This is a genomic window from Halomonas ventosae, assembly GCF_004361885.1.
Lineage (GTDB): Bacteria > Pseudomonadota > Gammaproteobacteria > Pseudomonadales > Halomonadaceae > Halomonas > Halomonas ventosae_C.
Genome location: NZ_SNWH01000003.1, coordinates 189,929 through 203,462, shown reverse-complemented (window position 1 = coordinate 203,462; position 13,534 = coordinate 189,929). Strand labels below are relative to the sequence as shown.

The window sequence follows — 13,534 nt, the reverse complement described above, 5'->3', positions numbered from 1 at the left end:
TCCCGATGAGGAGCGCTGCATGAAGACTCGATTTCCGCTGTACCCGCTGGTGGCGGCCGTATCCCTTGGCCTGACCCTCGCCGCATCCCCGCTGCTGGCTCAGCCCGGCAATGGGCATGGCAATGGCCAGGGGGCGGGTTCCTGGCAGCATCAAGGCCAGCAGTCGCCTGGCGCCAAGGGCCATGGTAAGGCACGCGGCGAGCGCCCGGCGTACCGTGACCACGAACGTGACGAGTACCGCGACCGCGAACGTGACGAGTACCGTGAACGAGACCGCCAGGAGTATCACGACCGCGATACAGCCAGGCGGCCCTCAATCGACGAACGCGAGATCCGAGAGATCTTCCGCCGTCGCCGCGAATACCTCGACCATGACGACCGTGACCGCCTCCCGCCAGGCATCCGCATGAACCTGGCGCGCGGCAAATCCTTGCCGCCAGGTATCGCCAAGAAATTCGACGCGTCCCTGCGGCGCGACCTGCCCGACTACGAGGGCTATGAATGGCGCCGTGTGGGGAGCGATGCCGTGCTGGTGGATCTCACCAACGACATCATCTACGAGGTGATCCACGACATCCTGCGGTGATCCCCTGAGCGGGCACCCCGGTGCTCGCTCTCCTTGATCTCCATCAGACAGGACCCTTCGTCATGTCTCATACTGCCCGTGTCTGCAAAGGAGAATTGCCATGCTGGAACCCCTTGGGGTGGCACAGGTATATCGGACCTGTCCGACCGATACCTTCGATTTCGAGGTTACCAGCGAGCTTGAGTCGCTGGATCTGCTTATCGGCCATGAACGCGCACGGGATGCCTTGAGTTTCGGCACCGCGATCCGCAGCGACGGCTTCAACCTTTTTGTGCTGGGTCAGCCCGGCCATGATCGGCAAAGCCTGGTGGGCAGCTTCCTCGCTGAGAAGGCTCGGGGCGCCTCGGTACCCCGGGACTGGTGCTACCGCTACAACTTCGACGATCCGGCCGTGCCGCTGGCTCTCCCGCTGCCGCCGGGCCTGGGGCGGCAGCTGCGTACGGACCTCGAGGCGCTGGTCGAAGAGTTGCGCAGCGCCATCCCTGCCGTGTTCGAGAGCGAGGAGTACCAGAACCGTCTCCACGAGCTCAAGCAGGCCATGGGGGAACGCCAGCGTGACGCCGTGGAGACCGTGCGACGCGAGGCCCGCGAGCACGATATCCTGCTGCTTTCCACTCCCAACGGATTCACCTTCGCGCCGGCCGACGGCGACCAGGTGATGTCACCGGACGACTACGAGAAGTTGCCGGAGGAACAGCGCAACCGCATCGAGCGCACCGTCGAGGAACTCCAGCATAAGCTGACCCAGGCGATCCGCCAGATGCCGCGGCTCGCCAAGGAACTACGCAAGGAACTCAAGGCATTCAGCGAAGAGATGCTGCAATCGGTCATCGACGGGCCGATCGGTGATCTGGAAAAACGCTACCGCGAAGAGAGGGGAGTGCTGTCGCATCTCAAGGCGATTCGCGAGTCGATCCTGGAACATGTCGAGTCCTTCCAAGCCGAACAGCCGGAGGTGCCGCCCGAGGCGCTGTTCAGCCGCTTTCGGGTCAATCTGCTGGTGGACAATGCCGAGGCCGACGGGGCGCCGCTGATCTACCAGGATCTGCCCACCCATCAGCACCTGGTGGGTCGCATCGAGCATCATATGCACAATGGCACCCTGCTGACCGACTTCTCGCTGATACGGGCCGGCGCCCTGCATCGCGCCAACGGCGGCTACCTGGTATTGGATGTGCGTGGCGTGCTTACCCAGCCGGGGGCCTGGGAGACCCTCAAGCGTGTGCTGAAGGCCGGCGAGATCCGTACCGAGTCGCTGGAGCAGGCCTATGGGCTGATCAGCACCGTGACCCTCGAGCCGGAGCCGATCCCGCTGGATGTCAAGATCGTGCTGCTGGGCGAGCGCCTGCTCTACTATCTGCTCTGCGAGCATGACCCCGAATTCCTGGAGCTGTTCAAGGTCCAGGCCGACCTCGAGGACGAGCTCGACCGTGATCCCCGTCACGAGGCTTTCTATGCTCGTATGGTGGCGACCCTGGCCCGCGAGGCGGCTCTGCGCCCGCTGGACCGCAGCGGCGTGGCCGCGGTGATCGAGCGGGCCAGCCGTCTGGCCGACGACCAGCGCAAGCTGACCGCGCGTCATCGCGATCTCCATGATCTGGTGCTGGAGGCCGACCACTGGGCAAGTGAGGAGGCGGCCACGGTGATCGCCCGCCGCCATGTCGAGAAGGCGGTCAGCCAGCAGCTCTGGCGCGCCGGGCGCATCCGCGAGCGCAGCCACGAGATGATCACGCGTGGCACCATGATGGTCGCCATCGAGGGCAGCAGCGTCGGCCAGGTCAACGGCCTCTCCGTGCTGCAGCTGGGCGAGTACGCCTTCGGCCAGCCGTCGCGTATCACTGCCACCGCACGGCCGGGCAACGGCCAGGTGGTGGACATCGAGCGCGAGGCGCGCATGGGGGGGCGCATCCACTCCAAGGCGGTGATGATCCTGTCGCGCTACCTGGCCACGCGCTATGCGGGGGAGGAGCCGCTCTCGCTCTCCGCGAGCCTGGCCTTCGAGCAGTCCTACGGCGGCGTCGAAGGCGACAGCGCCTCGGTGGCGGAGGTGTGTGCCCTGGTCTCGGCCATCGCCCGGGTGCCACTCGATCAGGCCTTCGCTGTGACCGGTTCCATCGATCAGCATGGGCGGGTCCAGGCGGTGGGCGGCGTGAACGAGAAGATCGAGGGGTTCTTCGATGTTTGCAGCGCCCGTGGTGACCTCGAGGGGCAGGCGGTGATCCTGCCGGCGACCAATGTCGAGCACCTGATGCTCAAGACCGAGGTTCGCGAGGCGATCGAGGAGGGGCGCTTCCGGGTCTTCGCCGTGTCACGGGTGGACGAGGCACTTGAGTTACTCACCGGTCTGCCCATCGGTGCCCCCGACGAACAGGGGCGCTTCCCCGAGGGCAGCCTGGATGCCCACGTGACCGAGCGGCTGACCCATTTCCGCGAGGTGGTGAAGCACGCGCGCCAGGAGGAGCGGGGCGGCGATGATGATGAGCACGAGGAGCCTGATGATGAATGTTGACGAGTCTCGGTCAGGCCCGGAGGAGCAGGGAGGCGGGGGTGAGATTCCGGTGAGTCGGGTGCTGGCGCTGCTCGATGCGTCCCGCCATAGCCTGGCGGCTCTGGCCGCCGCGGTGGATCTCGCGGTGATGCGCCACGCTGAGCTGGTGGCCCTCTACGTCGAGGACCAGGACCTGCTGGGCAGCGCCGGCTTTCCCTTTGCCCGAGAGATCGGCGCCACCTCGGGGCGGGTGCGCCGGCTGTCGAGGTCCGATCTCGAGGCCAGTATGGCCCGACAGGCCCGTCGCGTGACCGAGGCCCTAGATGCCGCGGTAGCCGGCCGGGAGCTGCGACACCAGTTGCGGGTCAGTCGCGGCCGGGTGATCAGCGAGGCGTTGTCGCACGCCGGCCCAGGGGACCTGTTGGTGCTCGGCAAGGCCGGGTTATCGGGCCACTGGGGCGTGCGCCTGGGTTCAACCAGCCGTGCCCTGATCCTCGAGGCGCCCTGCACGGTGATCATCTGGGACGAGCGTCTGTCGCTGGCTCGCGGCCCGCTGCGGACCCTGGACGATCCCGGGGCGGGCGGCGAGTTCCCGCCGGTTCTCGAGGCGCTGACCCGTCTGTTTGACGGCAGGGAGATCCTGCCGGCGAGAGATGCTCGGCAACTGGAGCAGCAGCTGGCCCATGTGGACAGCGGCGCCCTGCTGCTCCATCGCCCCCAGCTCGCCCGCCTGGTCGACCAGGATGCCGACCTGCTGGCTCGCCTGCTGATCCCGGTCATTGTCGTGCCATGAAAGTGGGAAAGACGATTTCGCCCCACAGGGTGGCGAGAATTTGGCAAGATAGCGCCTCCAACGAGCCGAAGGGGATCTGCCGGAATGGCATACTTGCTGGTGATGGGGGCCCTGGCGCTGTCCGTCTTCTTTACGCTGGGCTGGTGCCTGGCCCGCGCTGCGCACTGGTTGGCGAGGCGCCTGCCGGGTAGGGCTTGTACACCGCCAACGCGCGCGGCGCGGCGTGCCCCCAACCGGCCCAAGGTTTCTCCCCGATCCAGGGCCCGAAAAGCCGCCTCCAACAAGGCGTCAGCACCGCCCTGGTGTCTGACCCACTGGCTGGCGCGGCGGCGTTCTCCGCTGCCGCTGGGCCTGCTGGCCCTGCTGCTCTATGCGGGTAGTCGCCTGGCCGAATACGGCATGACGTTCCGACCGCAAGTCGCCCCCGGTGCGTTTCATGGCCTGGTCACCACCCTGGGCTGGGCCGCCGCCGCCCTGTTGACCCTCGCCGGCATGAATCTGCTGGCCCTCTGGCGCTGTCGCCGGGGGGGTGGCGACAATCGGGCCTGATTCACCTGCCGTCAGGTGTAAGCGGTAAGGGTTCAGACGTGCAGGTTGAAGACCAATAGTGTGAAGAAGCGCTGATCGGCATGGGCGCGAGTATGACGCGTACGTGAATCAAGATGGCAGCGCAGCCCGGCACGTTAGCTTGATCCATCGCGAATCAGGGCGCGAGTTCCAGCGCCTTGTCGGCGATCAGGATGCCGTTATTATCGGCGTAGAGCCACTGGCCGGGCCGCATGGTGACGCCGGCGAAGCTGACCGGGATGTCCCGCTGTCCCTCGCCGCGCTTCTCGCTCTTGCGCGGATGGGCGCCCAGGGCCTGGATGCCGAGCTCGGTCTCGGCCAGCACGTCGACGTCGCGCACGCAGCCATACATCACCACGCCGGCCCAGCCTTGGCCGGCGGCCTGCTCGGCGAGCATGTCGCCCAGCATGGCGCAGCGGGTAGATCCGCCGGCATCGACGACTAGCACGGCGCCATCGCCGGGTTCGGCTACTGCCTGCTTGACTAGGGAGTTGTCCTCGAAGCATTTGACGGTGCGGATCGGGCCGGCAAAGGCCTCGAGACCACCGACATTGACGAAGATCGGCTCGAGCACCTGTACCTCGGGGTAGGCATCGCAGATATCTGGGGTGATGATCTGGCTCACGGTGAGGCTCCTGGTGACGTGGGTGATGTCCCGATGATGCCATGTCGTGGCAAGAAGGGAACAGTGTCTGCACGGGCAGGCGGTCGCCAGGCATAAAAAAGCGCCCCAGCGGGGCGCTTCGTTGATCGGCTCCGACCACCGCGGGCGGCGGCCTTCGATGGTGCGAGCATCGGGGTCGAACCTGACGCTGTCACTATCCGGGGTATCAGGCTTCCTGGGCGATTGGAATCACGTTGGAGGCGGCGTTCTGATACTCCTCGATCTCGTGGAAGTTCATGTAGCGGTTGATCTCGCCGGCCATGGCGTCGAACTCGCCCATATAGCGGCGATACTCCTCGACACTGGGCAGGCGGCCTTCCACGGCGGCCACGGCCGCCAGTTCCGCGGAGGCGAGGTAGACGTTGGCACCGTCGCCCAGGCGGTTGGGGAAGTTGCGGGTCGAGGTGGAGACGACGGTGCTCTTGGCGGCGACGCGGGCCTGGTTGCCCATGCACAGCGAGCAGCCCGGCATCTCCATGCGCGCCCCGGCACGGCCGTAGATGCCGTAGTAGCCCTCCTCGGTGAGCTGGTGCTGGTCCATCTTGGTCGGCGGGGCCAGCCACAGGCGGGTCTTCAGGCTGCCGGCGGGCTGCTTTTCGAGCAGCTTGCCTGCGGCGCGGAAGTGGCCGATGTTGGTCATGCACGAGCCGATGAACACCTCGTCGATCTTCTCGCCGGCCACCTCGGACAGCAGGCGGGCGTCATCGGGGTCGTTCGGCGCGCACAGCACCGGCTCCTTGAGTTCCTCGAGGTCGATCTCGATCACCTCGGCGTAGTCGGCGTCCTGGTCGGCGCGCATCAGGCTCGGGTTGGCCAGCCACTCCTCCATGCCCAGGATGCGGCGCTCAATGGTGCGGCGGTCGCCGTAGCCGTTGGCGATCATCCACTTGAGCAGGGTGATATTGGACTTGAGGTACTCGCTCACGCTCTGCTCAGACAGCGTGATGGTGCAGCCCGCGGCGCTGCGCTCGGCGGAGGCGTCGGAGAGCTCGAAGGCCTGCTCGACGGTGAGGTCCTCAAGGCCCTCAATCTCTAGCACGCGACCGGAGAAGGCGTTCTTCTTGCCGGACTTCTCGACGGTCAACAGACCCTGCTGGATGGCGTAGTAGGGGATGGCGTGGACCAGGTCACGCAGGGTAACGCCGGGCTGGCGCTGGCCCTTGAAGCGCACCAGCACCGATTCCGGCATGTCCAGTGGCATCACGCCGGTGGCGGCGGCGAAGGCCACCAGGCCGGAACCCGCCGGGAAGGAGATGCCCAGCGGGAAGCGGGTGTGGGAATCGCCGCCGGTACCCACGGTGTCGGGCAGCAGCATGCGATTCAGCCAGCTGTGGATGATGCCGTCGCCCGGGCGCAGCGAGACGCCGCCACGGTTCATGATGAAGTCGGGCAGGGTGTGATGGGTATCCACGTCGACCGGCTTGGGGTAGGCAGCGGTATGACAGAAGGACTGCATCACCAGGTCGGCCTGGAAGCCCAGGCAGGCCAGATCCTTGAGCTCGTCACGAGTCATCGGGCCGGTGGTGTCCTGGGAGCCCACGGTGGCCATCTTCGGTTCGCAGTACATGCCGGGGCGCACCCCCTGCATGCCGCAGGCCTTGCCGACCATTTTCTGGGCCAGGGTGTAACCCTTGCCGGTGTCGGTGGGCTGCTCAGGTAGACGGAAGACGTCGGAGGGCGCCAGGCCCAGGGACTCACGGGCCTTGGTGGTCAGGCCGCGGCCGATGATCAGCGGGATACGGCCGCCGGCACGTACCTCGTCGAGGATCAGCTGGGTCTTGAGCGCGAAGGTGGTCAGCACCTCGTCGGTGCCGTGTTTGCACACCTTGCCCGCGTAGGGGTAGACGTCGATGACGTCGCCCATCTCGAGCTTGGAAACATCCATCTCCACGGGCAGGGCGCCGGAATCTTCCATGGTGTTGAAGAAGATCGGGGCGATCTTGCCGCCAAAGCAGAAGCCGCCGGCGCGCTTGTTGGGCACGTAGGGGATGTCGTCGCCGAAGAACCACAGCACGGAGTTGGTGGCGGACTTGCGCGAGGAGCCGGTGCCGACCACGTCGCCCACGTAGGCGACCGGGAAGCCCTTGGCCTTCACCTCCTCGATCTGTTTGAGCGGTCCCTTGACCCCTGGCTCATCGGGCGTAATGCCATCGCGCTCGTTCTTGAGCATGGCATTGGCATGCAGCGGGATATCCGGGCGCGACCAGGCATCCGGAGCCGGGGAAAGGTCGTCGGTATTGGTCTCGCCGGGCACCTTGAAGACACTGAGCGTGATCTTCTCGTCGAGGGCCGGCTTAGACAGGAACCATTCGGCCTCGGCCCAGGACTGGATGACCTCCTTGGCTACGGCGTTGCCGGCGCGGGCACGCTCCTCCACGTCGTGGAAGGCGTCGAACATCAGCAGGGTGTGCTTGAGCTGCTCGCCCACTTCCTTGGCGAGTTCCCCGTCATCGAGCAGCTCGACCAGTGATACGATGTTGTAGCCGCCCTGCATGGTGCCCAGCAGCTTTACTGCATGCACCCTGTCGATCAGCGGCGACTCGGCCTCGCCCTTGGCGATGGCGGTGAGGAAACCGGCCTTGACGTAGGCGGCCTCGTCGACGCCGGGCGGCACGCGATGGGTGAGCAGTTCGAGGATGGCCTCTTCCTCGCCGGCAGGCGGGTTCTTGAGCAGTTCGACCAGTGCGGCGACCTGCTCGGCGTTCAGCGGCTTCGGCGGCACGCCGTCGGCGGCGCGCTCCTCGACATGTTGGCGATAGGCTTCAAGCACGTTGGGGCCCTCATCGGTGGTGGTGGCCGAAGCCACAAGACCTTTGTCGAATGTCGACGCAAGCCATGCTTCGGCAAGGAAAAGGCGGCGGGCAGTGTCTTCCGTTTGCCAGGCGGTCCAGCGGTGGCGCGATCATAGTGGAAACTGTCGACAATGTTAAGGTGAGGCCCGGTTAACCCCCTTGAACATTGGTCGGTGACAACTTGTGGATGCCAGGCCGATGTTTCCCACGTTACCATGATGCTTTGTTAGCGCAGGTCAAATTGAATTGAACGGGAGAGGCATGGGAGAGCGGATCATCTCGCCCTGCGTCGGGCTATGCTCGACCAGCCTGGGGGATCGGGTCTGTCGCGGTTGTCAGCGTATCGACAGCGAAATCCGCGACTGGTCGGCGCTGTCTGCCGGGCAGCGCCAGCGTTGCATGGTCGAGCTCGATGAATTGCGTGGCGAGGTCGCCGGGCGCTATCTGCAGGTGATCGATGCCAAGCGCCTGGAGGCTCAGCTGCGCCGTCATCGGATCCGCTTCCGTGAGGAGCAGCCGCCGCTCTCCAGAGCTGTCGAGCTGCTGCGGGTGGGGCGTGGCCGTATCCGCGAGCTCGCGCGCTACGGGCTGGCAGGCCGCGACGGCGAGGACGCGGCCTGCTTGCATGAGCGTATCATCACCGATCTACTGGCCGCCGCCGAACGGCGACAGCCACGACTGCCCATGCCCGACCTGCTGATACCGGACCCTTGATGCCGCCGATGCCGAGCCTAGAGACGACCGACTGCCGAGACCTGCTGTCTGCCCAGTTGCGGGCATTTTTGCCCTGTGCCACCCCTGTTGCTTGGGTGACGTGGGCCCTGGCCAACCCCGAGCTGTTGCTGATCGACCATGCTCAGTGCGAAAAGAAGGCCGCCTCCACGGCCATGAGCCTGCTCTACCGCTATGTGCATCAGCCGCTGCTGCTGAGCAAGATGAGCCAGCTCGCTCGCGAGGAGCTGCTGCACTTCGAGCAGGTCGTCAAGCTGATGGAGGCGCGGGGCATTGTTTACCGCCACATCAGCGCCTCGCGCTACGCTGAGGGTCTGCGCTGCCATGTCCGCCAGCAGGAGCCGGAGCGGCTGGTGGATATTCTGATCATCGGTGCCTTGATCGAGGCACGCAGCTGCGAGCGCTTTGCCTGCCTGGTGCCGCATCTTGATGAGGAGCTTGCCAAGTTCTATCTCAGTCTGGTTAAGTCAGAAGGTCGCCATTTTGAAGATTACCTGATGCTGGCGCGCCGCCTGTCCCCGGCGCCCATCGACTCGCGCATCGCCTTTTTTTCCGAGCATGAGGCCGCGCTTGTCACCATGCCCGACACGGCCTTTCGTTTTCACAGCGGCGTGCCGGCCTGAGGCCTTCACTTCCGCCACGCAGGAATGAACACCATGCGGAATGCTGCCGACGACGTAGACGACAATGACCGCGACCACCTGGCGCTCTTCGGCCATTTTTCCCTGACACTGGGCGACGATGTGCTGACCCAGTTCAGCTACGACAAGGTCAAGGCGCTGTTGATCTACCTGCTGCTCCACGATCAGCCGGTCAGCCGCGCCACCCTGGCCGAAATGCTGTGGCCCGATCAGGGCCTGTCGTCGGGGCGTACCAATCTACGTCATGCCTTGCACTGCCTGCGTCAGTCACTCGGTGACCAGGCCGAGCGGGTGTTGTCGGTCTCCCGCCAGACCATTGCCTTCCGGCTGCCTGAACACTGGCGTTTCGACATGCACCGACTGCAGGCGCTGCTCGAGGGGCCCGTTGACGTGGCCACGCTCGAAGCGGTGCTGGCCTGTTACCGCGGCGATCTCGCCGAGGAGCTGCATCTTGCCAGCTGTGCCGAGTTCCAGCGGTGGCTGGTACAGGTGCGCAACGAATGGCGCCAACGAGTAATCCGCTTCGCCGAGAACGTGCTCGAGCGCCAGGAGTCGCTGTCTGACGGTGTATTGGAGTTGCTCGCCAGCCGCTTTTCCGGCTATGGTCCTTTCCACGAACGCTTGGTTCGCCAGCTCGCCGAAAAGGGCCAGCTGGCTGCTGCGCATGAGCAGTACAATGCCTACCTGCAGTTGCTGGCGCTCTCTGGCCAGCAGCCGGAGCCCTCCTTTCTGCAATTAGCTCGCTACTGGTCCGATAGCCAGGCCGAACGAGCGCAGTTTGGCCCCAGCGGTGCCTTTGCGCGCACCCTGGCCATGGACAGCACGCCCCTTCGCGAAGATGAGATCGAGCAGCGCCAGCTGTCGGTCATGGCCATTCGCCTGCGCTTCAACGCGGACCTGTCGGCGCGCGCCGATGCCCATGCCTGCCTGACGCTGCAGATCGAGCTGATGCGTTGGCTCGAGCAGCAGTGCCATCACCTGGGTGGCTTCTGGCTGCCCGGAGCCACGGGCGGGCTGGGCCTGGCCTGTTTCGGCACCCATGGCCCAGCGCATCAGCTGGCCGAACTAGTGGCGCTCTACGAGCACTGCCGGCGCGTGCTTCCTGAGCAGTCCCAGCGCCACTGGAGCGGAGAAGGTGAGCCGCCACGCATTCAGCTGGCCGCCGGCCTGGACAGCGGACGCGTGGTCTACCTGCCCGAGCGCCACCTGGTCGACCCGCTCGGCCAGGTGTCCCAAGGCTCGCTGGACCTGATGAGCGCCGCCGAGGGCAGCGAGTTGGTCATCTCCCAGGATGCCAGCCAGCACATGCCGCCGGCGCTGGACCTTCAGCCACGGCTCTCCACGCGGCTGGTGGCCAGCGACGGCCGGGTGCGCCTGCGGGCGCTGGTACTCGGCACCAACGAGGGTGGGCGCGAGGTGCCGCCGCCCAGTCTGGTAGGGCGCGAGGGGGCTCTGCGAACCCTGCGCGATGCCCTGGCTCGGGCCGGCATCGGCCTGCGCCAGAGCGTGCTGGTACGGGGGCCCTCGGGGCTTGGCAAGTCAGCGCTGCTGGTGGGCTTCCGCCAGCTCGAGCAGAGTAGCGAGGCGGCGATCTGCTGGCAGCCGACCACCCGGCTGTCCGTCCAGGAGCCCTATGGGGTGGCGCGCCAGCTGCTGCGCTGGCACCTGGGGGGGCGCATCGATGCCGAGGCGCTCTCCTGGCTGCTCAACGATGACGAGGCGCTCGGGGCAGACCATCGGCTATTGCTGGAGGAGGCACTCGGCGTCCGTGAGCCTCGCGAGATGGCGATGCTGGCCCAGAGCGGGGAGGCCGTCGAGCTGGTCGTCGGACTGGTCCATCGGCTAATCCGCGAGCTGTCCCGCGAGCGTACCCTGGTGCTGATGATCGATGATTTGCAGTGGCTCGACGAGCCCTCCTTCAAGGTGCTGACCGGACTCCAGGCGCGGTTGCCGATCAATAGCCCCTTCCTGCTGGTGGCCAGCCATCATGGTCGCGAGGCATTGCCCGCCAAGCTGCACTGGGATCAGCAGATCGCCCTGGGGCGGCTGGATGCCATGCAATCCTCGCGACTGCTCTCGCAACTGGCGCGTCGCTATCGCATCCACCTGAGCCCGCGGCTGCGCGGGCAGATCATCGAGCGCTGCGATGGCGTTCCGCTCTATCTCCAGGAGATCTGCCGCCGGGTAGACATGGATCGCCGCGAAGGGCGTGGCGTGCATCTCGACGAGCTGCCCCGCGGCCTGCTGGGGCTGTTGGCCAGCCGCATCGACCAGCTCGACGCCGACCGTGAAGTGGCTCATGTGGCGGCCGTGCTGGGACGCCGCTTCCGCCTCGACTTCCTGACCGAATGCAGTGGCTGGGAGATGAGTCGTCTGGTCCCGGCGCTGGAGCAGATGCGTCGGCTCGAGATCATCGAGCCGGCCGAGAGCGAAGAGGGCGAGCGTGAATACCAGTTCACCCATCAGCTGCTGCAGGAGGCTGCCTATCTCTCCTGTCCCCGGGACGTGCGGGTGAGCATCCATCGCCAGGTGGTCAGCCTGATCGAGGAGCACTTCCCGATGTGGATCAGCCGCCATCCCGGCGACTTCGCCACGCATCTGCGGCGCAGTGGCCACTACGCCCGGGGTGCCCGCTACTTCGAACTGGCCGCTCGCGAGGCCCTCAAGGTCAGCGCCAACCGCACGGCGCTGAAGATGGCCGACTTTGGCCTTGTCAGCCTGCGCCATGTGGCGGGTCAGACCGAGCGCGAGATTAGCCTGCTCACCGTGCGTGGCCAGGCTGCCTTCACCCTGGAGGGGCATGGTTCGCCCACCGCCCACGAGAGTTTCGTGAGAGCCCAGGAATTGCTCGCCCAGGAGCAGGCCAGTCCCGACGATCCCGGCGATCTGGAGCAGGCCTTCCTGGTCCAGTGGGGCCTGTGGGTGGGCTGCAGCCAGCGCCATGCCCATGCCGATGCCTTCTCGCTGGCCTCGCGTCTGGCCGGTCTCGCCGAGCGCCTCGAGGATCCGCGCTACCGGCGCCTGGCCGACTTCGCGCGGGCCTGTTGCGAGTACTGGGCCGGGCGCATCTCTCAGGCCTATGACCACCTGGAGGAGATCGATCCGCTCAATGTGCCGATGATGATCGAGTGGTTGCCGTTCTCCGATCATCCCCAGGTGGCGGCCGCCTGCTTCCAGGGCTGGACGCTCTGCCTGCGTGGCGACTACCAGCGTGCCGAGCGGCAGGTGGAGTCGGCCATCCGGCTGGCCGAGCGGATCGGCCACCCCGGGAGCCTGGCCATGGCGCTGATGTATGCCGCGGCCCTGTATCGCCAGCTGGGGCACGTGCACCTCGCCACCGTGCGCGCCGAGCGGGCCTTCGAGCTGGCCGGTACCCCGGATCTGCATCTCTGGCAGGTGGCCGCGCGCAGCGTGCTGGGCTGGCAACGGGCCTTGTCGGGTGATCGGGACGGGCTGGCCCAGATCGAGTCGGCCCAGGAGGAGCTGGCCGAGGTCACCGGTCGGGACTCTCACCAGCGCCCGGCGCTGTGGTACGTGGATGCCTGTCTGGCGCTGGGAGAATTCACTCAAGCCGAGGACTACCTCGACCAGTGCCTGATGATCGCCCGCGAACGCACCACCTTGTTCATCCCGGAGCTTGCCGTGCATCTGGCACGTGTGCGCCAGCGCCTGGGCCATTCCCCCGAGGAGGTCAGGAGTCTTGCCGAGCAGGCCCTGGGGCAGGCCCGGGAGGATGGCAACCTGCACCAGCAGCTCGCCGCCCTGGAGCTGTGGCTGACCCTGATCGATCCTCGTGACAAAGCCTCCCGGGCGGCGTTTCGCAGCTTGCTGGGTGAGGTGAGTCCCAGCGATGCGCCGGTGTTGATGCGCTGGCGCACCCTGCTCGATCAACGCCTGCCCCATGCCGCGAACCTCTCTTCCTGACGCCCCGCCTTCTGACGCCCCGATAGGCAGATCCGCAGAGCACAAAGGGCCCCTCAGGGCGCCGTTGCGATTGGGAGGGCGGGGCTCAGGTGGCCAGTTCCAGGGCCTCGATGCGGCTGAGTGCCTCGTCGCGTCGCGTGCCGCACAGCTCGGGGTCGTAATCGAAGCGCGCGCATACCGCCGGGCGGCGCGTGTCACCGAACAGCCGGCAGAGGTTGGCATCATCGAGCTGCACGCAGCGTACGCCCGCCGGTTTGCCATCGGGCATGCCGGGAATCGGCGAACTGATCGAGGGCGCGATGCAGCAGGCGCCGCATCCGGGCCGACAACCGCGTGTATTCATGGAG

General features: G+C 66.3%; 10 protein-coding genes. 7 read left to right on the top strand and 3 right to left on the bottom strand.

Going from position 1 to position 13,534, the window contains the following annotated elements:
• Window positions 1-19 precede the first annotated feature (19 nt).
• The 4 genes from DFO68_RS04130 to DFO68_RS04115 all read left to right on the top strand — a co-directional run bounded on the left by DFO68_RS04130 (window position 20) and on the right by DFO68_RS04115 (window position 4,416).
• Window positions 20-586: an anti-virulence regulator CigR family protein gene (locus tag DFO68_RS04130; protein ID WP_133482333.1), complete on the top strand. Its 567-nt coding sequence runs from the start codon at window positions 20-22 to the stop codon at window positions 584-586.
• A 100-nt stretch (window positions 587-686) separates the two neighbouring features.
• Entirely contained in the window at window positions 687-3,095 is a 2,409-nt protein-coding gene (locus tag DFO68_RS04125; RefSeq protein ID WP_133482331.1) for a Lon protease family protein, read from the top strand.
• Window positions 3,085-3,867, top strand: a complete 783-nt coding sequence (locus DFO68_RS04120; protein ID WP_208107352.1) for a universal stress protein — start codon at window positions 3,085-3,087, stop codon at window positions 3,865-3,867. The genes DFO68_RS04125 and DFO68_RS04120 overlap by 11 nt, the downstream gene beginning before the upstream one ends.
• Window positions 3,868-3,951: 84 nt before the next feature.
• Complete coding sequence (locus DFO68_RS04115) at window positions 3,952-4,416, top strand: hypothetical protein (RefSeq protein WP_133482327.1); 465 nt, start codon at window positions 3,952-3,954, stop codon at window positions 4,414-4,416.
• A 154-nt stretch (window positions 4,417-4,570) separates the two neighbouring features.
• On the opposite strand, the gene rraA is transcribed toward DFO68_RS04115, so the two are convergent.
• Window positions 4,571-5,059 (bottom strand): ribonuclease E activity regulator RraA, encoded by a 489-nt coding sequence (gene rraA / locus DFO68_RS04110; protein WP_133482325.1) that lies wholly within the window; start codon window positions 5,057-5,059, stop codon window positions 4,571-4,573.
• Window positions 5,060-5,264: 205 nt separating this feature from the next.
• Entirely contained in the window at window positions 5,265-7,868 is a 2,604-nt protein-coding gene (gene acnB, locus DFO68_RS04105; protein WP_133482406.1) for a bifunctional aconitate hydratase 2/2-methylisocitrate dehydratase, read from the bottom strand.
• 283 nt (window positions 7,869-8,151) lie between these two features.
• Here acnB and DFO68_RS04100 point away from each other — a divergent pair, with 283 nt between their 5' ends.
• The 3 genes from DFO68_RS04100 to DFO68_RS04090 are packed head-to-tail and all read left to right on the top strand — an operon-like array spanning window position 8,152 to window position 13,187.
• Complete coding sequence (locus tag DFO68_RS04100) at window positions 8,152-8,604, top strand: DUF1289 domain-containing protein (RefSeq protein WP_133482323.1); 453 nt, start codon at window positions 8,152-8,154, stop codon at window positions 8,602-8,604.
• The gene (locus tag DFO68_RS04095; protein WP_373190848.1) at window positions 8,604-9,245 is read left to right on the top strand and encodes a tRNA-(ms[2]io[6]A)-hydroxylase; all 642 of its coding nucleotides are present in this window, start codon (window positions 8,604-8,606) and stop codon (window positions 9,243-9,245) included. The genes DFO68_RS04100 and DFO68_RS04095 overlap by 1 nt, the downstream gene beginning before the upstream one ends.
• 33 nt (window positions 9,246-9,278) lie before the next feature.
• Entirely contained in the window at window positions 9,279-13,187 is a 3,909-nt protein-coding gene (locus DFO68_RS04090) for an AAA family ATPase (protein WP_133482321.1), read from the top strand.
• Between the two features lie 85 nt (window positions 13,188-13,272).
• Here the strand turns inward: DFO68_RS04090 and DFO68_RS04085 are convergent, their stop codons facing one another.
• Entirely contained in the window at window positions 13,273-13,530 is a 258-nt protein-coding gene (locus DFO68_RS04085; RefSeq protein WP_133482319.1) for a YkgJ family cysteine cluster protein, read from the bottom strand.
• Window positions 13,531-13,534 lie beyond the last annotated feature (4 nt).